The 19,130-nt window shown below is 64.6% G+C and carries 20 protein-coding genes; 11 read left to right on the forward strand and 9 right to left on the reverse strand.

Going from position 1 to position 19,130, the window contains the following annotated elements; translation table 11 throughout:
- The coding region (locus ACTJJX_RS31740; RefSeq protein ID WP_440782048.1) for a hypothetical protein at positions 1 to 222 on the reverse strand (222 nt) is incomplete at its 3' end.
- Here ACTJJX_RS31740 and ACTJJX_RS31745 point away from each other — a divergent pair.
- The 3 genes from ACTJJX_RS31745 (at position 211) to ACTJJX_RS31755 (ending at position 4,413) form a co-directional block, all read left to right on the forward strand.
- On the forward strand, positions 211 to 771 hold the full coding sequence (locus ACTJJX_RS31745) for a recombinase family protein (protein WP_023082279.1): 561 nt from the start codon (positions 211 to 213) through the stop codon (positions 769 to 771). The two genes, ACTJJX_RS31740 and ACTJJX_RS31745, sit on opposite strands and share 12 nt — an antisense overlap.
- A 3-nt stretch (positions 772 to 774) precedes the next feature.
- Complete coding sequence (locus ACTJJX_RS31750) at positions 775 to 3,741, forward strand: Tn3-like element TnAs1 family transposase (RefSeq protein ID WP_023082280.1); 2,967 nt, start codon at positions 775 to 777, stop codon at positions 3,739 to 3,741.
- A 414-nt stretch (positions 3,742 to 4,155) separates the two neighbouring features.
- Positions 4,156 to 4,413, forward strand: a complete 258-nt coding sequence (locus ACTJJX_RS31755) for a heavy-metal-associated domain-containing protein (RefSeq protein WP_023082281.1) — start codon at positions 4,156 to 4,158, stop codon at positions 4,411 to 4,413.
- Between the two features lie 96 nt (positions 4,414 to 4,509).
- Here the strand turns inward: ACTJJX_RS31755 and mobH are convergent, their stop codons facing one another.
- A complete protein-coding gene (mobH, locus tag ACTJJX_RS31760) occupies positions 4,510 to 6,345 on the reverse strand; it encodes a MobH family relaxase (RefSeq protein WP_023082282.1) in 1,836 nt (611 codons plus the stop codon).
- Positions 6,346 to 6,852: 507 nt separating this feature from the next.
- Positions 6,853 to 7,812, reverse strand: coding sequence for a hydrogen peroxide-inducible genes activator (locus ACTJJX_RS31765; RefSeq protein WP_206778127.1), 960 nt, complete (start codon positions 7,810 to 7,812; stop codon positions 6,853 to 6,855).
- A 143-nt stretch (positions 7,813 to 7,955) separates the two neighbouring features.
- On the opposite strand from ACTJJX_RS31765, the gene ACTJJX_RS31770 reads away from it, so the two are divergent.
- The 8 genes from ACTJJX_RS31770 to ACTJJX_RS31805 all read left to right on the forward strand — a co-directional run bounded on the left by ACTJJX_RS31770 (position 7,956) and on the right by ACTJJX_RS31805 (position 13,603).
- A complete protein-coding gene (locus ACTJJX_RS31770) occupies positions 7,956 to 8,852 on the forward strand; it encodes an MBL fold metallo-hydrolase (RefSeq protein WP_228381275.1) in 897 nt (298 codons plus the stop codon).
- 56 nt (positions 8,853 to 8,908) lie between these two features.
- Entirely contained in the window at positions 8,909 to 9,610 is a 702-nt protein-coding gene (locus ACTJJX_RS31775) for a peroxiredoxin (protein WP_023082285.1), read from the forward strand.
- A 71-nt stretch (positions 9,611 to 9,681) separates the two neighbouring features.
- Positions 9,682 to 10,017: a TIGR01244 family sulfur transferase gene (locus ACTJJX_RS31780; protein WP_031668814.1), complete on the forward strand. Its 336-nt coding sequence runs from the start codon at positions 9,682 to 9,684 to the stop codon at positions 10,015 to 10,017.
- On the forward strand, positions 10,017 to 10,802 hold the full coding sequence (locus ACTJJX_RS31785) for a sulfite exporter TauE/SafE family protein (protein WP_031668815.1): 786 nt from the start codon (positions 10,017 to 10,019) through the stop codon (positions 10,800 to 10,802). The genes ACTJJX_RS31780 and ACTJJX_RS31785 overlap by 1 nt, the downstream gene beginning before the upstream one ends.
- 99 nt (positions 10,803 to 10,901) lie before the next feature.
- On the forward strand, positions 10,902 to 11,492 hold the full coding sequence (locus ACTJJX_RS31790; RefSeq protein ID WP_023082287.1) for an SAM-dependent methyltransferase: 591 nt from the start codon (positions 10,902 to 10,904) through the stop codon (positions 11,490 to 11,492).
- A gap of 395 nt (positions 11,493 to 11,887) precedes the next feature.
- Positions 11,888 to 12,514, forward strand: coding sequence for a hypothetical protein (locus ACTJJX_RS31795; RefSeq protein WP_023082288.1), 627 nt, complete (start codon positions 11,888 to 11,890; stop codon positions 12,512 to 12,514).
- A gap of 12 nt (positions 12,515 to 12,526) precedes the next feature.
- The gene (locus ACTJJX_RS31800; protein ID WP_023082289.1) at positions 12,527 to 13,156 is read left to right on the forward strand and encodes an RES family NAD+ phosphorylase; all 630 of its coding nucleotides are present in this window, start codon (positions 12,527 to 12,529) and stop codon (positions 13,154 to 13,156) included.
- Between the two features lie 84 nt (positions 13,157 to 13,240).
- Entirely contained in the window at positions 13,241 to 13,603 is a 363-nt protein-coding gene (locus tag ACTJJX_RS31805; protein ID WP_023082290.1) for a DUF3742 family protein, read from the forward strand.
- A gap of 11 nt (positions 13,604 to 13,614) precedes the next feature.
- On the opposite strand, the gene ACTJJX_RS31810 is transcribed toward ACTJJX_RS31805, so the two are convergent.
- From ACTJJX_RS31810 to ACTJJX_RS31835, 6 genes are all read right to left on the reverse strand, one after another.
- On the reverse strand, positions 13,615 to 15,135 hold the full coding sequence (locus tag ACTJJX_RS31810) for a conjugal transfer protein TraG N-terminal domain-containing protein (RefSeq protein WP_023082291.1): 1,521 nt from the start codon (positions 15,133 to 15,135) through the stop codon (positions 13,615 to 13,617).
- Positions 15,136 to 15,150: 15 nt separating this feature from the next.
- Positions 15,151 to 15,510 (reverse strand): hypothetical protein, encoded by a 360-nt coding sequence (locus tag ACTJJX_RS31815; protein ID WP_023082292.1) that lies wholly within the window; start codon positions 15,508 to 15,510, stop codon positions 15,151 to 15,153.
- Positions 15,507 to 16,901 carry an integrating conjugative element protein gene (locus ACTJJX_RS31820; RefSeq protein WP_023082293.1) on the reverse strand — a complete coding sequence of 465 codons (1,395 nt, stop codon included), beginning with the start codon at positions 16,899 to 16,901 and terminating at the stop codon, positions 15,507 to 15,509. Before ACTJJX_RS31820 ends, ACTJJX_RS31815 begins: the two co-directional genes overlap by 4 nt.
- A 10-nt stretch (positions 16,902 to 16,911) precedes the next feature.
- Positions 16,912 to 17,841 (reverse strand): TIGR03756 family integrating conjugative element protein, encoded by a 930-nt coding sequence (locus tag ACTJJX_RS31825; protein ID WP_216664122.1) that lies wholly within the window; start codon positions 17,839 to 17,841, stop codon positions 16,912 to 16,914.
- Positions 17,842 to 17,855: 14 nt separating this feature from the next.
- Positions 17,856 to 18,302, reverse strand: coding sequence for a TIGR03757 family integrating conjugative element protein (locus tag ACTJJX_RS31830; RefSeq protein WP_023082295.1), 447 nt, complete (start codon positions 18,300 to 18,302; stop codon positions 17,856 to 17,858).
- A gap of 162 nt (positions 18,303 to 18,464) precedes the next feature.
- Positions 18,465 to 18,959, reverse strand: coding sequence for a JAB domain-containing protein (locus ACTJJX_RS31835; RefSeq protein WP_023082296.1), 495 nt, complete (start codon positions 18,957 to 18,959; stop codon positions 18,465 to 18,467).
- Positions 18,960 to 19,130: the final 171 nt, after the last annotated feature.

The following is a 19,130-nucleotide window of genomic DNA, read 5'->3' on the forward strand; positions in this document are numbered from 1 at the left end:
TCCGCTGCTATAGTGCAGTCGGCTTCTGACGTTCAGTGCAGCCGTCTTCTGAAAACGACAAAGGCCGCGCCGCTTCGTCAGAATAGAGTCATCTTTCGCATTGTTTGACACATGCCCGCGAAGGTTATAGATTTCAGCCTGACAGAAACGGGGTTTGAGGCGCAACGGAACAGAAAGTGCACATAAGCCGCCTTCAACCAAGGAGACATCGTGCAGGGGCACCGCATCGGCTACGTCCGGGTCAGCAGCTTCGACCAGAACCCGGAACGCCAACTGGAACAGACCCAGGTGAGCAAGGTGTTCACCGACAAGGCATCCGGCAAGGACACCCAGCGCCCCCAGCTCGAAGCGCTGCTGAGCTTCGTCCGCGAGGGCGACACGGTGGTGGTGCACAGCATGGATCGCCTGGCCCGCAACCTCGACGACCTGCGCCGCTTGGTGCAGAAGCTGACCCAGCGCGGCGTACGCATCGAGTTCTTGAAGGAGGGGCTGGTATTCACCGGCGAGGACTCGCCGATGGCCAACCTGATGCTGTCGGTAATGGGGGCCTTCGCTGAGTTCGAGCGCGCTCTGATCCGTGAGCGGCAGCGCGAGGGTATCGCCCTGGCCAAGCAGCGCGGCGCGTACCGGGGCCGCAAGAAGGCCCTGTCCGACGAGCAGACTGTTACCCTGCGGCAGCGGGCGGCGGCAGGTGAGTCCAAGGCGCAGCTCGCCCGCGAGTTCAACATCAGCCGCGAAACTCTCTACCAGTACCTCCGCACGGACGACTGACACATGCCGCGTCGCTTGATCCTCTCGGCCACGGAGCGGGACACCCTGCTCGCGCTGCCGGAAAGCCAGGATGACCTGATCCGCTACTACACCTTCAACGATTCCGACCTGTCACTGATCCGCCAGCGGCGCGGCGACGCCAACCGTCTGGGCTTTGCGGTGCAACTCTGCCTGCTGCGCTACCCCGGCTATGCGTTGGGCACTGACAGCGAGCTGCCCGAACCGGTCATCCTGTGGGTGGCCAAGCAAGTCCAGACCGATCCGGCGAGTTGGACGAAGTACGGCGAGCGCGATGTGACCCGTCGCGAGCACGCCCAGGAACTGCGCACCTACCTTCAACTGGCCCCGTTCGGCCTGTCCGACTTCCGCGCCCTGGTGCGCGAGCTGACCGAACTGGCCCAGCAGACCGACAAGGGCTTGCTGCTGGCCGGCCAGGCGCTGGAGAGCCTGCGGCAGAAGCGACGCATCCTGCCGGCGTTGAGCGTGATCGACCGGGCTTGCTCGGAGGCCATTGCACGGGCCAATCGGCGGGTCTACCGCGCCCTGGTCGAACCTCTCACCGACTCGCATCGGGCCAAGCTGGACAAGTTGCTTAAGCTCAAGGCCGGCAGCAGCATCACCTGGTTGACCTGGCTGCGGCAGGCACCGCTGAAACCCAACTCCCGCCACATGCTTGAGCACATCGAACGGCTGAAGACATTTCAGCTGGTGGACTTGCCCGAAGGCCTTGGCCGGCACATCCACCAGAACCGCCTGCTCAAGCTGGCCCGCGAGGGTGGGCAGATGACGCCCAAAGACCTTGGCAAGTTCGAGCCGCAGCGACGTTATGCGACCCTGGCCGCCGTGGTACTGGAGAGCACTGCAACCGTGATTGATGAGCTGGTGGATCTGCACGACCGCATCCTGGTCAAGCTGTTCAGCGGCGCGAAACACAAGCATCAGCAGCAGTTCCAGAAGCAGGGCAAGGCGATCAATGACAAAGTGCGCCTGTACTCCAAGATCGGCCAGGCGCTGCTGGAAGCAAAGGAAAGCGGCAGCGATCCCTACGCCGCCATCGAGGCGGTGATTCCCTGGGACGAGTTCACCGAGAGCGTCAGTGAGGCCGAGCTGCTGGCCCGGCCGGAGGGCTTCGACCACCTGCACCTGGTCGGCGAGAACTTCGCCACCCTGCGCCGCTACACGCCGGCCCTGCTGGAGGTACTGGAGCTGCGCGCCGCCCCGGCCGCGCAAGGCGTGCTGGCAGCCGTGCAGACCCTGCGCGAGATGAACGCCGACAACCTGCGCAAGGTGCCGGCCGATGCCCCCACTGCCTTCATCAAGCCGCGCTGGAAGCCGCTGGTGATCACCCCGGAAGGCCTCGACCGGCGCTTCTACGAAATCTGCGCGCTGTCCGAGCTGAAGAACGCCCTGCGCTCCGGCGACATCTGGGTCAAGGGCTCGCGGCAGTTCCGCGACTTCGACGACTACCTGTTGCCGGCCGAGAAGTTCGCCGCGCTCAAGCGGGAACAGGCCCTGCCGAAGGCGATCAACCCGAACAGCGACCAGTACCTGGAAGAGCGCTTGCAGCTGCTGGACGAGCAGTTGGCCACTGTCGCCCGCCTGGCCAAGGACAACGAGCTGCCCGATGCCATCCTCACCGAGTCCGGCCTGAAAATCACCCCGCTAGATGCGGCGGTGCCGGATCGGGCGCAGGCGCTGATCGACCAGACCAGTCAGTTACTGCCGCGCATCAAGATCACCGAACTGCTGATGGACGTGGACGATTGGACGGGCTTCAGCCGCCACTTCACCCACTTGAAGGACGGGGCCGAGGCCAAAGACCGGACGTTGCTGCTGTCCGCGATCCTCGGTGATGCAATCAACCTCGGACTGACCAAGATGGCCGAGTCGAGCCCCGGCCTGACCTACGCCAAGCTGTCCTGGCTACAAGCCTGGCATATCCGCGATGAAACCTATTCGGCGGCCTTGGCCGAGCTGGTCAATCACCAGTACCGCCATGCCTTCGCTGCCCATTGGGGCGACGGCACCACCTCATCCTCCGATGGCCAGCGCTTCCGCGCTGGCGGCCGGGGTGAGAGCACCGGGCACGTCAACCCGAAGTACGGCAGCGAGCCAGGACGGCTGTTCTACACCCACATCTCCGACCAATACGCGCCGTTCAGCACACGCGTGGTGAATGTCGGCGTCCGAGATTCCACCTATGTGCTCGACGGCCTGCTGTATCACGAGTCCGACCTGCGGATCGAGGAGCACTACACCGACACGGCCGGTTTCACCGATCACGTCTTCGCCCTGATGCACCTGCTGGGCTTCCGCTTCGCGCCACGCATCCGCGACCTCGGCGAAACCAAACTGTACGTGCCGCAGGGCGTGCAGGCCTACCCGACGCTGCGCCCGCTGATCGGTGGCACCCTGAACATCAAGCACGTGCGCGCTCATTGGGACGACATCCTGCGCCTGGCCAGCTCGATCAAGCAGGGCACCGTTACCGCCTCGCTGATGCTGCGCAAGCTCGGCAGCTATCCGCGTCAGAACGGCCTGGCTGTCGCCCTGCGCGAACTGGGCCGGATCGAACGCACGCTGTTCATCCTGGACTGGCTGCAAAGTGTTGAACTGCGCCGCCGCGTGCATGCCGGCCTGAACAAAGGTGAGGCGCGCAACTCGCTGGCCAGGGCGGTGTTCTTCAACCGCCTTGGGGAAATCAGGGATCGGAGCTTCGAGCAGCAGCGCTACCGGGCCAGCGGCCTCAACCTGGTGACGGCGGCTATCGTGCTGTGGAACACGGTGTACCTGGAGCGCGCCATCCAGGGGTTGGTCGAGGCCGGCAAGCCGGTGGACGGCGAGCTGCTGCAATTCCTGTCGCCGCTGGGCTGGGAGCACATCAACCTAACCGGCGATTACGTCTGGCGGCAGAGCCGCAGACTGGAAGACGGGAAGTTTCGGCCCCTACGGATGCCCGGAAAACCTTAGCGTACGATTTTTTCCGAATTCTGCGGGCTCCCCTTACAGCCGTCCCCGAAACAACCGCAAAGCGCGCCTAACCCAAGACTCTAATATCCTGACATGCGCTGAGGTGGGTACCCAGGCGCGCCGGCATTACCGGGTCGACCAACCTCCGGCCAAGACAGCACCTTTGTCTCTCTTCCCGCGGGGGTTGGCAGCGCAGTTCGTTTGATGCGTCAACAGCTTTGCCTGCATTCCGTGACCCAATCATCCATCTCGCAGGTCGCGGAGATGCTGCCGGTCGGCCCACGGCACAGTGTCCGCCGAACTATAGCGAGGGAGCGAATGTGCTCCTGAATTTTTGCATGCACCTATTGACATTCCCACGATGGGAAGCTCGATAGTTTCGACATTCCATCCTCAACCCCAAGGAGAAATCCCATGACCACCTTTGAAGTCAAAGACATGACCTGCGGCCACTGTGTCAGCACCATCACCAAGGCGCTGAAGTCGGTCGACGAACAGGCCCAGTTCACCATCGACCAGGCCAGCCAGCGGGTCACGATCGAGTCGAGTACGGCCGACCCGCAGACGCTTCGCGATGCCATCGCCGAGGCTGGCTACACGCCCGTTTCGGTCGAGGCAGGCGCACCCAAGTCGGACGATCAGGCGAAGACCTGCTGCGGCCGCGGCCAGTGATCCCAGCCGTCGCGCCACGTGGCAAATGCCGCCACGTGGCGAGGCATGACGGCCTTGAGGTATTCACCGCACCGGGTCAGCTTCGCCGGAACCGATTCAATCGGTTTGCCGCGTCCTTGCAGTGCCTTGCGGTTGCAGGCACAGGTAAGGATTATTCGGCGGACTTTCTTCAAACAGGCAGGTAGGGTCTTGCAGTAGGTAACCATGCAGCCGCCGGGACTTGCGTGGCCCCGTCACCTCGCAGGTCCAGATGTTCAGGCCGCTGGGCTGCTTACGGTGCAACTGCAGCTTCTCGAACCGTTTCTGGACCCATTGCCAGTCGGTCACATCGTCCTGCTTAGCGAGCATTGCGACCTGCAGGAACTCCTGGGCGTAGCGCTGGAACAGGCCAGGGCTGACCAAGTAGGCGGTGCCATCGACTGTGTGCACCAACGCCTTGGCATCGTTGATGATGAGCCGGCGGGCGTTGACGCCAGCCCGCAGCCACGCCATGAAGTGCTCCCCAGAAGGCGTGGTCTCGGGCGGCGTGGCCAGCTGCGGTTCGATGGCGGTCTCCGGTGTCGCCGTGGGTTGCAGGACGGGTGCTTCAGAGACCGGTGGCTCGCCGGCGGGCGTTTCGTCGACGCCGAACATCGACAGCACATCAGCAAGCGGGTCGGCCTGCGCCGGGGGCCGTGATGCAGTGGTCGGCGGAGCCGAAGCGATCGCGGGGGCATGAGCGGGCGCAGTCGCAGTCGCGGCCTCGGGTCCAGCGGCAGGAACATCGTCCCCAGACGACACACTCTCCTCTACGACCACGTTGCCGACGAAGGGCTCGGGGCGCTCGGCCGCTTCCCAGATCAGCGCGGGCGACAGGCGCAGGAAGGTAAAGCTGTGGCTCCAACCCGCGCCGCTGGTGACGGTGGCCTTCCAGATAGCCTTGCCGTCCGGGGTCGGCTGCGCGATGCCGTGGTCTTGCAGCACGGTAAAAACCGCGGTGTTGTTCGATGGAATTCCGTCGATGCCCTGCGACAGCAGGTAGGCACGCAGCTTGTCGGAAACCGTCTTGCTGACGAGCCACAAGCTGTCCTGTGTCAGCCATCCATCCGAGGCCTGGGGCTGGTTGAGCTTCAGCTCCTGGCGCAGCAGATGGCGCAGGCCATCGAGCAGCTTGCGCTGCAAGGCATGCCGGGGCGCTGTCATCGCCTTGGCTGGGTCGCCGCCCAGTGCCTGAGCGACCGATGCCTGGTCGGCCTGAACCACCAGTTCTCCCAGGAGGCCGGCATGTTCGTACTGCCCGGCCATCACGTACAGCAGCGCAGACCAGAGATCGGGGTAGTCGCTGAGCCAATCCAGGATGTCACTGTCGAGTATGCGCGTGTAGAGCAGTCCGGTGGCCGCGCCGTGCAGGCGGTATTCGCGGTCCTTGCGGTAGCGGAAGCGATACGGCTTTCGCAGCGGCCCGTGCCAGGGATGCCAGATGTTGCCGTCGGCATACTCGACGTGCAGATCCACCGCGACCTTGCCAATATCGTGGAGCAGCGCGGCGTAGGCAGTGCCGGCGGTCCAAGCCTCGGCCTGCGCAGCCTGAGCTTCGGGCGTGATGCCGACCGGCATCAGGTGCGACTGCCGCAGCTTGAGTGCGAATGCCATGATTTCCAGCCCGTGATCCAGCATGCCGCCAGGCCAGGCATGGTGGTGCGCTTCCGAGGCTGGGAACTGCTGGACCAGTTCGGCATACCGTTCCAGCGGTGCCAGGTAGAGCGCGGAGAACTGCCGACGCGACAGCGATGTGCGCTGCCAGATGTGTTCCAGCAGACGTCGCCGGCGCGGGGTCGCCAACAGCGACGCGGCCGGCTCCGGCCGCGTCAGCCCTTTCGGCAGCTCGGCGAGGGGCGTGGATGGCGAGCCGGTGGTCGGCGACGTCCGTTTACGCTGGAACAGCGAAAGCATGCGAACTCCTGGTGATGCGCTGGCGGGTGTGCCTTTTGGCCTTTTCGGATAGGGCCATTCCCCTTGCTCCCATTCCCTTGTCCCTTCACAGCCCTTTGACCTTTGTGGGAGCCTTTGTGTATAGAACCGAGGCTCCGCGGATGCCACGATGAATGTGACATCGGGCAAACCGTGTTTCCATGCCGCTGCTGCTATTCGGGGGTTACGCCTGCGGGCTGATCAACGAGGTTGGGCCTGGTTCTGACTCAGCTACATCTTCGCGCGCGCACCAGCAATGTCGGCCGCTATGAGCACTACGATGCGCAAGGAGCGGTGGCCCCATCGGCTGCGTCGGATGAAGACGGTGCATGCCGCAGCTACCTGCATGGGGATCAGCTCGCGGTCGGTTGGCTCATGCAGCGTGGAGTGCTTCGACACGTGGTCAAGGTGCTGCCTCGGGTCTTCACGAGCGACAACGCATCGGGAACCCGCGCACCCGGTTTCATGCGCTAGCTACGCCGGCCTGCATCAGGTGATGCGCTTTCGCGGTACGTTGTCGCGTTCCACTGGCACCCACGGGCGGATGTGTTGTACGGCCCATTCGCGCATGAATTGCCCCAGGCTCTGGAACATCTCGGTGCGGGGCGAGCCCTTGCGCCAGCACAGGCCGATGGTGCGCGCATTCGCATCCTGACGCAGGGGGCGCACGAGAACGTCGGCGCTTTGCAGGATGCCGCCGTTGATCGCCAGGTCCGGCAGCAAGGTGGCACCCATGCCCTCGGACACCATCGCCACGAGGGTATGAAGGCTGGTCGAGGCGAAGCAGGCGTGATCGCTTTCCGCCGCGCGTTGCAGGATCGGGAGCGCATGGCGGTGCAGGCAATGGTCGGGTTCCAGCAGCAGCATATCCTGGGACTGGATATCGCGGTCGGGAATCGGTGCGGCACAGATACCCGGCTGCGGTGCAAGGGACGAAGCGCACACGTAGCGATAGGCATCCTCGAACAACGGATAGGTGTCGAGATTGCCGGTCTCGTAGGGGAACGCCATCAGCACCAGATCCAGACGGCCTTCAGTCAGCCGGTCGAGCAAGTCGCGGGTCTTGTCCTCGCGCAGCCGTAGCCGAAGGTGAGGAAATCGCTGGCGGATATCCCGGATCAGGCGTGGCAGCAGGAAGGGCCCGATCGTCGGCAACACGCCGAGTTCGATCGTGCCCGACATCGGTTTGCCTTCCTCCAGCGCCATGGCCATCAGCGACTCGGCGTCCTGCAGCAGCAGGCGTGCGCGTCCCACCAAGCTGCGTCCAGCGGGCGTGATCACCACCGAATGCCGACTGCGTTCGGCCACAGCGATGCCGAGCGCGTTTTCCAGCTCGCGGATACCCGCGCTCAGGGTTGACTGGGTGACGAAACACGCTTCAGCAGCGCGGCTGAAGCTCAGTTGGTCGTGCAGGGCCACCAGGTAGCGCAGGTGACGCAGGTTGGGCAATGGCTTCATGGGATCGAGGAGCGACGATGGATGAATCTAGTATCGCAAAACTCGATCACGGAGTCAGTTTTTATTCGTTTCCATTGATTATGAATCGCGCCTATCGTGTCCCCATGCCAAACGCATCCGAATGGAGAAAAAGCATGGCAAGCATGATTCCACATCCAGTCGACCTGGGCATCAGCCCGGAGGTCACCGCCTTCTTCGACGAGGCGACCAACACCATCAGCTATGTCGTCAAGGACCCGGCCAGTTCGGCTTGCGCGATCGTCGATTCCGTCATGGACATCGACTACGCCGCCGGCAGGATCTCGTTCGAGCACGCGGATCGGATCGCCGAGCATGTGCGCGCCCAGGGCCTCCAGGTCGAATGGCTGATCGAAACCCATGTCCATGCCGACCACCTCTCGGCAGCGCCGTATTTGCAGGAGCAACTGGGCGGGAAAATCGGCATCGGCGAGCGCATCGTTCAGGTGCAGGAGACCTTCGGCAAGGTCTTCAACGAAGGCACCGAGTTCGCACGCGACGGAAGCCAGTTCGACCGCCTGTTCGTCGACGGCGATAGCTACCGGATCGGCTCGATGACGGCTTTCGCCATGCACACGCCGGGCCACACCCCGGCCTGTATGACCCACGTGATTGGTGACTCGGCTTTCGTCGGCGATACCCTGTTCATGCCCGATGGCGGGACGGCGCGCGCCGATTTCCCGGGAGGCGACGCCCGCACGCTGTACCGGTCCACCCGCAGGATTCTGGCGCTGCCGGACGCAACGCGGTTGTTCATGTGCCACGACTACGGCCCCGGCGGGCGTGATATCCGCTGGGAAACCACGGTTGGGGAGCAGCGGGTTCGCAACATCCATGTCCAGGATGGCGTGGACGAAGACGACTTCGTGCGCATGCGCACGGAACGCGATGCCACGCTGGCGATGCCCCGCCTGATCCTGCCGTCGCTGCAGATCAACATGCGTGCCGGCAGGCTGCCGCCCCGGGACCGGGATGGCCGTCTGTTTCTGAAAGTCCCCCTCGACGCCCTCTGATTCCGCCCGCAGGGCGAATCGTCGGCGTGTTTTTTTCCATCAGCAAGGAGCCTTCGATGAGTAGTTGTGCCGATTCCTCCCCCAAACCTGTCGCGCCCGCACCCAGCGCCGGCACCGATAGCGCCGTGACGGCCATGCCGCGCATCAACGAGCCGGCCCCGGACTTCACGGCGCAGACCACGCACGGTTCGCGCTCGCTCGCCGACTACAAGGGGAAGTGGCTGGTGCTGTTCTCGCACCCGGCCGATTTCACCCCGGTCTGCACGACCGAATTCATCGCCTTCGCGCAGGCCGCCGATCAGTTCCGCGCCCTCGACACCGAATTGCTGGGGCTGTCGATCGACTCGATCTACTCGCACCTGGCCTGGGTCCAGAACATCGAGGAAAAGTTCGGCGTCGAGATCAGCTTCCCCATCATCGAGGACCTGGCGATGAATGTGGCCCGCGCCTACGGGATGATCCACCCCGGTGCGTCGGACACGTCCGCCGTGCGCGCCACGTTCGTGATCGACGACCAGGGCCTGCTGCGCGCAATGGTCTACTACCCCATGACCAATGGCCGCTCGGTCGCCGAAATCCTGCGGCTGGTGAAAAGCCTGCGGCACAGCCTCGCCAATGGCGTGGCGACGCCGGAAGGATGGCAGCCCGGTGAGCAGGTTCTGGTCGGTGCGCCGAAGACCGTCGAGGAACTGAAGAAGCGCCTCGGCGAGGGCCTGGAGACCACCGACTGGTATTTCTCGAAGAAGCCGCTGGCCTGATCGCTCCGCCTGTGCCGGCGGCGGTGGGCATGGCCTTCTCCGCCGGCTTCCATCCCTCGTGGAATCCTCCAATGCTTGATATCAACCAGCTGTCCGAGCACTACCATGTCTGCGGGCAGGTTCAGCCGTCCGATGTCGTGGGCATCGCCGGTGCCGGCTACACCACACTGGTTTGCATGCGGCCCGATGACGAGGTGCCGGGGCAACCTCGCTGGGCCGAGATCCAGGCTGAGGCGAAGATGCATGGTCTCGGGTGTCACTTCATTCCTGCCCGCTCTGGTGCCGTGACCCCGGAGCAGGCGATGGAATTGCGGGAGGTTCTCGCGCGATCCGCTGGTCCTGTCCTGGCCTACTGCGCTTCAGGGAATCGTTGCACGCTGGCGTGGCGCATGGCGCCGGCGTCCTGATGGACGCATTGCTTCAGACAATCGCCTCGATCGGGTCCGGTGCGCTGGTGGGCTTCGTCCTCGGGCTGATCGGCGGCGGCGGTTCGATCCTTGCCACGCCCCTGTTGCTGTACGTCGTCGGCGTCGCACAGCCGCACATCGCGATCGGCACCGGAGCCTTGGCGGTTTCGGCCAATGCCTATGCCAACTTCATTGCGCATGCGCGCAAGCGCAACGTGTGCTGGCGCTGTGCGATCGTCTTTGCGCTCGTCGGTACGGTCGGCGCGCTGGCTGGCTCCACCCTGGGCAAGACACTGGATGGGCAGAAGCTGCTGTTCCTCTTCGGTCTGGTGATGATCGCCGTTGGCCTGTCGATGCTGCGGCCGCGGCGCGACCACGATGCGGCGCGGGAAGTCACCACCCTACGGAATTGCCTGCGGACCGCTGCGGCTGCCCTCGTCGCTGGAGCGGCATCAGGCTTCTTCGGCATCGGCGGTGGTTTCCTGATCGTGCCGGCGCTGATGCTCGCCTCCGGCATGTCGATGAGCAATGCCGTCGGTTCCTCGCTGCTGGCGGTGGGGACATTCGGCCTGGCCACGGCCCTGAACTACGCGGCCTCCGGCCTGGTGGACTGGAAGATCGCGGGGCTCTTCATCCTGGGCGGCATTGGTGGCGGCGTGATGGGTACACGCCTGTCTCTGCGATTGGGGGGGCACCGCAATGCGCTTGGCAGGATCTTCGCAGGCATCGTTTTCGCGGTTGCCCTGTACATCCTCTACCGTAGTGCGTCGGCCCTGTTCGGGTGACCGGGGGCAGGACTCGGCACCCGGCTTACACGATCGGCTACGATGAAATCACATGCATCGGCTGTCTTGCCATGCTGGTGATTCAGGAGGATGGAAACGATGTGGGATGAACGGTACTCCGACGAAAATTATGTCTACGGCACCGCGCCGAACACCTTCCTGGCAGAGCATGTGCAGATGTTGCAGGGCCCGGTACTCAGCCTGGCCGAGGGAGAGGGCCGCAATGCCGTCTTCATGGCTTCCCATGGTCTGGACGTGCTTGGTGTCGATGGCTCGGCGGTCGGGCTGGCCAAGGCTCGCCAACTCGCTCAGCGCCACGGCGTGACGATTCGGGTGGAACAGGCGGATCTGGCATCCTACGTGCCACCGGAAGCAACGTTCGGCGCGGTGGTCTCGATCTTCGGACATCTGCCCGGCCAGGCGCGAAAACGGCTGCATGCGCTGGTGGAGCGGTCGCTCAGGCCCGGAGGCATTTTCCTGCTGGAGAGCTACAGCAAGGCGCAGATTGATCGCGATACCGGCGGCCCGAAGAATCTCGACATGCTGGTGCGGCGCGAAGACATCGAACGGGAGTTCCAGGCTTGCGAAATACTCCTGTCGCAAGAGATCGAGCGCGAAGTGATCGAAGGGCAATTCCATACGGGGCTGGCCAGCGTGGTCCAGTTCATCGCCCGCAAGAAAGCGCCGTAAAGGTTGCCGTCGAACCAGGATTCCAGCGCCAATCCCTTGCGCGCCGTAAGCAGACCCGTCGCGGATAGCAAGGCGTCGCCTTCGATCCTCCCATGCAGCAGCATGGATCGGTCGCTGCGACGATGCTGCAGCCGCACGCCGGCGGTGGCTCCCAGGCGGCCATGCACGCCCTCGTCGGCCTGAGCCCCGCACGGTCGCTTGCGGCTCCTGGGTTGCGGCGCCAGCGTCAATGTGGAACCCGCACGAATGGTTTGGACAGGGACCTGGTGCTGACCTCGGCCTATGCTGCGGGGGCGCTACCTCCGCCAGGTAGGCTCCCCCTTGGGCGACTAAGTTGACAAACGCGACAAAGGCGACTAAGGTGAGCTTGTCTCAAACCTACCTGGGAGATGACCATGCCCAACGCCATTGAATTCATTGCCGACCGTCTGCCGCGCGTCACGGTAGAGGACGTGCGCCGCTTCGCGGATACCGTCGAAATCCGGGATGCCCCGGCGTTTGCGGCCGAGTTGCAGGCGTTCATCCACGAGCGCGTGGAGGCGGTGAAACTGCCCGCCAACCTCGAAGGCGAGACAGTGGCGCAGGCCTTGAAGCGCAAGGCGGCCGCGCTGCGCGCCGAGACGCGCTGGGCACCGACTGAAACCGACGTCCAGCGAGGTCGCGCCGTGCTGCTGGAAACCTTCAACCAGCCGCACAATCTGCCGCCCGCGGAGTTCGCCAAGCTGGCGGACAAGTCGCGCCAGCAGATCTACAAGGACATCCTCGCCCGTCGGCTGCTGGCACTGAACGTGGGGCCGCGTGGCCAGAAGCTGCCCGACTGGCAGCTCGACCCGGTGAAGCAGCAGTTGACCCAAACAGTGCTTCAGGAAGTCGAGGGCATCGACCATTGGACAATCTACCGCGCGCTGTCCGAGCCGCTCGAAGGCCTGGGCGGGCGTTCGCCGGTGGATGCGGTGACGCACGGCACGATCGACGACGTGGCCGAGGCCGTGTTCAACGTGCTGGGCGTGCAGGTGCATTGAAGCGAGCCCGCCATGAGCCACGAGCTGCCTTCGTTCCTGATCGATGCCGGTGAACTGCTCCAGCATGTGAGCCGCGTCGTTTATCGGGGTAGCCCGCTGTACTTTGGCCGCAGCAGCAATCGTTACGATGACCCGGCACGGGCCTACGGCGTGCTCTATCTCGGGCGCGACTTGCCGACGGCACTGATGGAGTCGGTGTTTCACAAGCACCAGTGGCTTGCGGACACGAAGCGCTCCATTGCGCTGAACGAGGTCCAAAGCCGGATGGTGCGCGCCGTGGGGGTGATGGCCGACGTGCTCCTGGCCGACCTCACGGCACCGGGCGTCATGGCGGGCTACTTCGGTCTGAATCTGGAGCAGTTGGCCAGCCGCGACTACACGCACACGCAACAGGTGTCCGCCCAGGTGCATGCGATGCTCGGAGACGACGGCCAGGCGCTGTTCGACGGGGTACTCTATCCGTCGCGCAACAACTATCCCGCCAAGAGCATCGCGCTGTTCGAGCGCGCGGAAGCGAAGGTCAGCGTCATCGAGGACATCGACCTGGTTGACCATGTGGACTGGCCGCGTTTCGTTGCCACCTACCGCGTCGGCGTGGAGCCTGACCCTGGCCCGGTTGAGCCGGATAACGAAGCACCCTGAAGCAGCAAGAAAACACGTTGAAGCCCCGAACCGAATGAAGTGGAGCAAACTGGAATAGGCATTCCTCAGCAACAGGAGACGACCATGAACACCACGACCCGCATCAGTACCGCAGAACGCCTCGGCCGCGCCCTTGGCCGTGGATGGCGCTCCTATGCGCGTGGCGAACGGCGGGCGTCGAACTGGCTGGTATCCAAGGGCGTGCCGCGAGCTGGTGCTACTGCATTTGTGTGGGTCTTCAAGCTCGCTGTACTTGGCGTGCTGCTCTACGTTGCATTCTGGTTCGCTCTCGTGCTGCTGGGCGTGGCGGTAGCGGGATGGGCGGCGGCCAGTACCTCGGATGAAGACGACTGGCCTTTCACCGATCTCACCGAACTGCGCAAGACGCCGGGCTACGATCCCAATCTGTACAACGACACGTCGCACGAGTTGTACACCGACGACTGATCGGCCGCGCGCTATTTCAGCTTACCTCCCGTGAGTGCCCCGGCCCCCTTGCCGCCAGCTTGGCCGGCGCTCTTGCTGCCATCGGAAAGCCCCTGGATGGCGTGCCCGGCCCGAATCCCAACCCAGGTTAGGCTCGCCAGCCAGAATCCGGGCAGGACAAGGAACATCGTGCCCGTGACGAACATCAGAAGCATGTCGCCGAAGGCGTTGTTCAGCCCCACCAGCGGGTCGAAGTTGGTATGCGGCCGGTTCCACCCGAAGCCCCACCCATAAAGCGCGTCGAGAATGGTGCTGTCGATCCAGCGTGCGAGCTGGAACCAGAAGTCCGTGAAAAACAGTGCGAACTGCACGACGCTGACGGTGACGACCGTCTTCAGGTCGTAGGTGCCCACGACCAGCACGAGCGGGATGCAGATGACCAGTGCCATCTTGAGCAGCGCGAGTACCATGGGCAGCGCCTGCCGCACTACGTCCATCGCTGGAAACGCGGCAATCGCGCCGACTGCCATTCCGACGTCGCCCGTGGCCCGCGTCACGATGTTCGGCAGGGTCTTGTCGATCTGACCGCCGTAATCCGTATAGACGCTACCCTGGTTCAGCTTCTGCTGCCGCGGGGACGCGATTGCGCGGATCACCGAGTCGTCCACCTCGGCCCGGCTCAGGAAGCCGGCCCAGCCCGCCACGCGATTCAGCAGGCTCGGGTCGACCTGATCCAGTAGGCGTGCCCGCAGGCCATTGCTGCCATCGCTCCACCACTGCCTGCAGGTCGGATAGCCACCGCCGCTGGCCACCTGTGCCAGTCCCGCGTCGCGGGTGCTGTCGTAGGGCCAGTCGTCGCGAGCCGTGCTGGAACGGTACGTGTCGTAGTAGCCGCCCGTGTCCGCAAAAAACCTCGATCCGATCCAGGTCACGTCGTGCATCTGTTCTTCATTGAGATCCGGCCGCTGCATGAACAGCTTGGCGCGTGCCGGTCCATAGCAATCCCGCGAGAAATCCGCCACTTCCTGGGCCAGTACCGGATCGTCGATGCGCGTGGCATCGATCTCCATGCGCATTTGCCGAAGGTCCGTACCGCACGGGATCGCCGCCACCGAAGCGCTCGTGACGGCGCGCGAGAGTGCGTGCATGAACGCCCACCACACCGGCACCTTCGCCGACTGGTTGTTGATGGTGCTGAAGGACTGCGACCAGCCGGTATCGGTGGGCTGTGGCACGCTGACCTGGCACTGGGCCGAGCGCGAGCTGTCGTACTGGATGGTGTTGAGGTCCACGTCGATGAACGGGATACCGGCGAACATCACCACCACGATGGCGACGAAGACCCGGTTCTCGATGCGCGCAGCCGAGAGCACACCCTTGTTTCCCTCGTCGGCACCTTCTGCACGGGCCTTCAACCACTCCTGCACGATGATGGCGACGAAAGGCAGCGCGAATACACCGCTGGACACGAGCACAGCCCAGATGCCGTTGTTGACGATCCAGGACACGAGGGTCAGGTAGTACTCCAGGTAGTCGGTCGTAAAGAGCGTCATGGCACCAATCTCCCCTCAGCCTTGCATCAGCAGGCTGGCTTCCAGCGCCACGATGGCGATGACGCCGGCGATCTCGCTGCGCACCAGGCGGCGCCGTGCCTGGGTGTCGTCGGTATCGCGCGCCAGCACCCGGCGGCGCATCCACATCCATCCGTAGACCGTCGCGCCGTACAAGCACAGCCGCCACACCAGAAAGTAGCCCGAAGCGGCCGCCAGCCACCGTTCCCAGCCGGCCACGCTGCCGACGAGGGAGATGCCGACGATGTTGGCGCCCACGGCGGCGGCGGCGAGCACCACTGCCCACAGCAGCGCCTTCGCCGCGCGCCGGCCGAACAGCCAGCGCGGGCGCAGCCAGGTCGCGCGCGTCGGACTCATGGCCGACCTCCCGGATTGCCCTTCTGCAGCTGGTCGAGGCGGTCGGGCACCGGATCGCCTTCGTAAATGCCGCGCGAGCCGGCCGCCCGCGTGCCGTGGCGCTGGATGATGGCCATCGGCGAGTTGTTGGCCAGCTCGCGACGCAGCTCCAGTTCGGTCTTGAGGTTGCGGATCTCCTGGTCGAGGGTGTTGCTCTCGTGGTTCACAGCCTCGACTGCCAACTGGTTCGCCGCCACGTTGGGCTCCTTCTTCCCGGTCAACAGGGTCCGCTGGAGTAGCAATGCCTTCTCCAAGACGGACGACAGCGCGACCTCCGACGCCAGACGGCGTGCCAGCAGGTCCTGATCCGGCTCGTCGCGCAGCGCCTCGATGACGCCGCGCGTGATGGGCAGCGATGCGCTGCCGGCCGCGCGCAGGTTCTCGAACGTGGTGTTGCGCGTCGCCGAGATCAACTCCTGCAGGGCTTCCAGCTTCGTCTCGTATTCCTCCTGGATCAGCGGCGTCAGCCCGACGCCGGGGACCGTCTCGGTCTTGGTGCAGGAATCGCAGGTGCGCTGCTCCTGCTCGCCGAGTACCCGCGTCGCCCATTCGACCGCCTGCTGGGGCGAAGTCCAGGTCTGGCAGGACAGGCTTGCGCAACTGGCTGGCGCGATGGACGATGTGTCGGTCACGCCGCGGCCGTTCACGAGGTTGTAGCCCGCGCGGGTCACGTCGCCGACCACCCGGATGGCGGGCTGGCCCGCGCCGCCAGCATTGCTGCCGCCCACCCAGGGCACACCGTCGTTGCCGCGCCGCGTCTCGGCCTGCTCGATCGCCGACACGGCGTCGGTGCTCGATACCGCGTCGCGCAGCGCCATGCCTTCGGCCATCTGGCTCCAGCCCAACTGGCCGCCCGCCGTCTCTGCCATCTTCTCGGCCATGGCGCGGCATGTCAGCTTGGAGCGATCGAAGTCCAGCCGTGCCTGCAGCACGCCGTTCGTGAGCAGGTTGTAGAGGCCGGGGTCGGCCCGCTGGATGATCAACGCAGGCAGGGACGCCACGGCGCTCGTGGCGCTCTGGATCACGTTGCTCATGATCTGCTGAAAGCCGTTCGTGACGCCGTTGAGCTGGTTGCGCAGCGTGGTCTGAATGCTCATGTCGCCGCAGATCAGATTGCTGTTCCAGCCTACACCCACACCGATGGAGCGCATGCCAGCCGCACGGCCCATGGATACTGCGCTACCGCCGCCGATCGAATACATCACCTCGTCGCCGAGGACGGGACCGCTGGTCTGGAATCCGGTCTGCGCCCAAGCGAGGCCGCAGCCCAGGGCGAGCGCCCCGGCCAGCGCCGTCCGGCGCAGCAGGCGACGCGCCTGAGCGGAAAGGTTCATCAGTTCAGGACGCTTCATCGTCGTACCCTCAATAGAAATCCACGCTGCCGAGGAACACCTGGCCCCGGCGTTCGCAGCACGCATAGGGCCGCCAGAGCGCCCAGGCGTAGTCGCCTTGCTGGGCCTGGGTCAGAAAGCCGCTGCGCGGGAAGACCGTGCAGGACGAAGACAGGACGGGCGTGAGTTCCTGCCACTTGCCGGTCGAGGCATCGCCCTCCATCAGCGCACCGGCCGGCCAGTACCCGTCGCGGGAGTTGGCGAGCAGCGGCTGATAGACGTGGATCTGCCCGCGGCGCGTGACGACATCGCCGGCGCGCTGGGCGACCACGGCGCCGGCCTTGTGGTCGTCGGTCTGATGCAGGAAGCCGCCGCGGGGGTACACGTTGCCCCAGAGGTTCAAGGTGGTGCGCGCACCGACCTCGCGCATGCCCGGAATCAGCGCTTCCGGGTAGGCCATCTCGGGTACGTTGTAGCGCCATGCCAGCGTGTCCAAGGTGCTGACCAGATACGGCATGAACGCCGTGCCCGCGCCCTCGCAGAAGTAGCCCGAGGACGAGACGAACTGGTTGAACACCTCGACGCCGGGGTGACCGATGACGTCGGCGTTCTTGTATTTCGCCAAGTTGTTTTCGTGATCCTCGTTCGTCGTTCCGTCCCCGCCCGCCTGGGCGGACGGGTTGGGCGTGCTCATCGCCCGGACTTCGACCCAGGGGTTCTCGCCGGTGTTGCTGTAGCTGGAGACCACCGCATCGGGGATGTAGTGGCGTACCTTGATGGACGTGCGCACCGTGCAGCCCGTCCAGGTGCAGTAGAGCCAGTAGCAGATGCCGACGACCCGGTATTCGAGGCAGTCTGGTGATGCCACTGAGCCGACGATGGTCGCGGTGTTGAGGGCGTAGCTGCCCGTGGCGCTGAGCAGCAGCACAGAAGCCACGCCAGCGCGCAGGCGGCGCATCATGTCGAATGGTCGGGTCACGGTTGGGGCCTCCGGTGCTGCTCGATGCGTGCGATGGCGCGAGCCACGTCCGGCTCGCCATAGACCACGTAGCGCTGGTCCACCACGACGGCCGGGAGGCTGGTGATGCCCAGGCTCCATGCGTCCGTGACGCCCTGGTATGCGGAAGCGATGCGTCGCTGGAGATCGGCACCGCCGCTGGACAGCCGGCGCTTGACGATCGCCGTTGCCTGTTCGGGATCGGCGGACAGTTCCGCCGAAAGCTCCGCTTCAATCCGGTGGGCTTCGTCCAGCTCGATCAGCCGCTCGCCGCCCATGGTCTTGACCGGGTGGCGGCTGTCGGTGACGACCAGCACGTCGGCGGCGAAGGTGGACGGGCTGAAAACGGCCAGGGCTGCCGGCAGCGCGACGGCCAGGCCGAGGGTTCGCCAACCTGGCGCGAACCTGGAAAGAGATGCTGGCATGTCGCGTGCCTTTGAAGTTGATCAGAGCAGTAGTCAAACGCGAAGCAGATGCCGCCCCAACAAACAATGCGCATCGCGCACTGCCCGCATACCTGCTTGTCTCGCGCCCATGAAAAAGCGGAGGCCGAAGCCTCCGCGTGGATTAGCAAACCGATGCCGTCGCTACAGCAGGCCGGATTCCGCGAACGAGTAAGGCGTGCCTTGGCCGACGATGAGGTGATCCAGCACCCTCACGTCGATCAGCGACAACGTGGCCCTCAGTGTTTGGGTGATCGCGCGGTCCTCGCTTGACGGCTCCGTGCAGCCTGAAGGGTGTTGGTGCGAAAAAATGACAGCTGCGGCGTTCAGTTCCAGGGCACGCTGCATGATCGGGCGCGCATGTACCGTGGCCGAATGGACCGTGCCCTTGAACATCGGCTCGTAGGCGAGTACCTCGTGCTTGTTGTTGAGGAACACGACGGCGAAGATTTCGTTCGGCTCGGCGGCCAATTTCAGGCGCAGGTAATCCTTGACAGCGTTGGGCCCTTCCAAAAATGGCCCCTTCTTGAAGACCCGCTGCTCCAGCAGCGTGAGGGCTTGCCGGATGATCCGGTCATCAGATTGGGACGCTGAGGAAAAACGTGGCTCCACGCAGGAGCCATTGGCGATGAGAGACATGGCGAACCTCCAGAATGTGGACGGAGGGCGCCACCCTGGGAGGGCAAGCCCTCCTGGGGATGGAAACATCGGAGCAAGTTGCATCCACCACCGCGCAGCGGTGATTGTTCGCAGCCAGGATGCGGAGCGAACGGGTAGCGGTCAGCGCGGCAAGCCGCGCCGTAGCCTCCA

The organism is Pseudomonas sp. 22490 (assembly GCF_052044465.1).
Classification (GTDB): domain Bacteria; phylum Pseudomonadota; class Gammaproteobacteria; order Pseudomonadales; family Pseudomonadaceae; genus Pseudomonas; species Pseudomonas aeruginosa.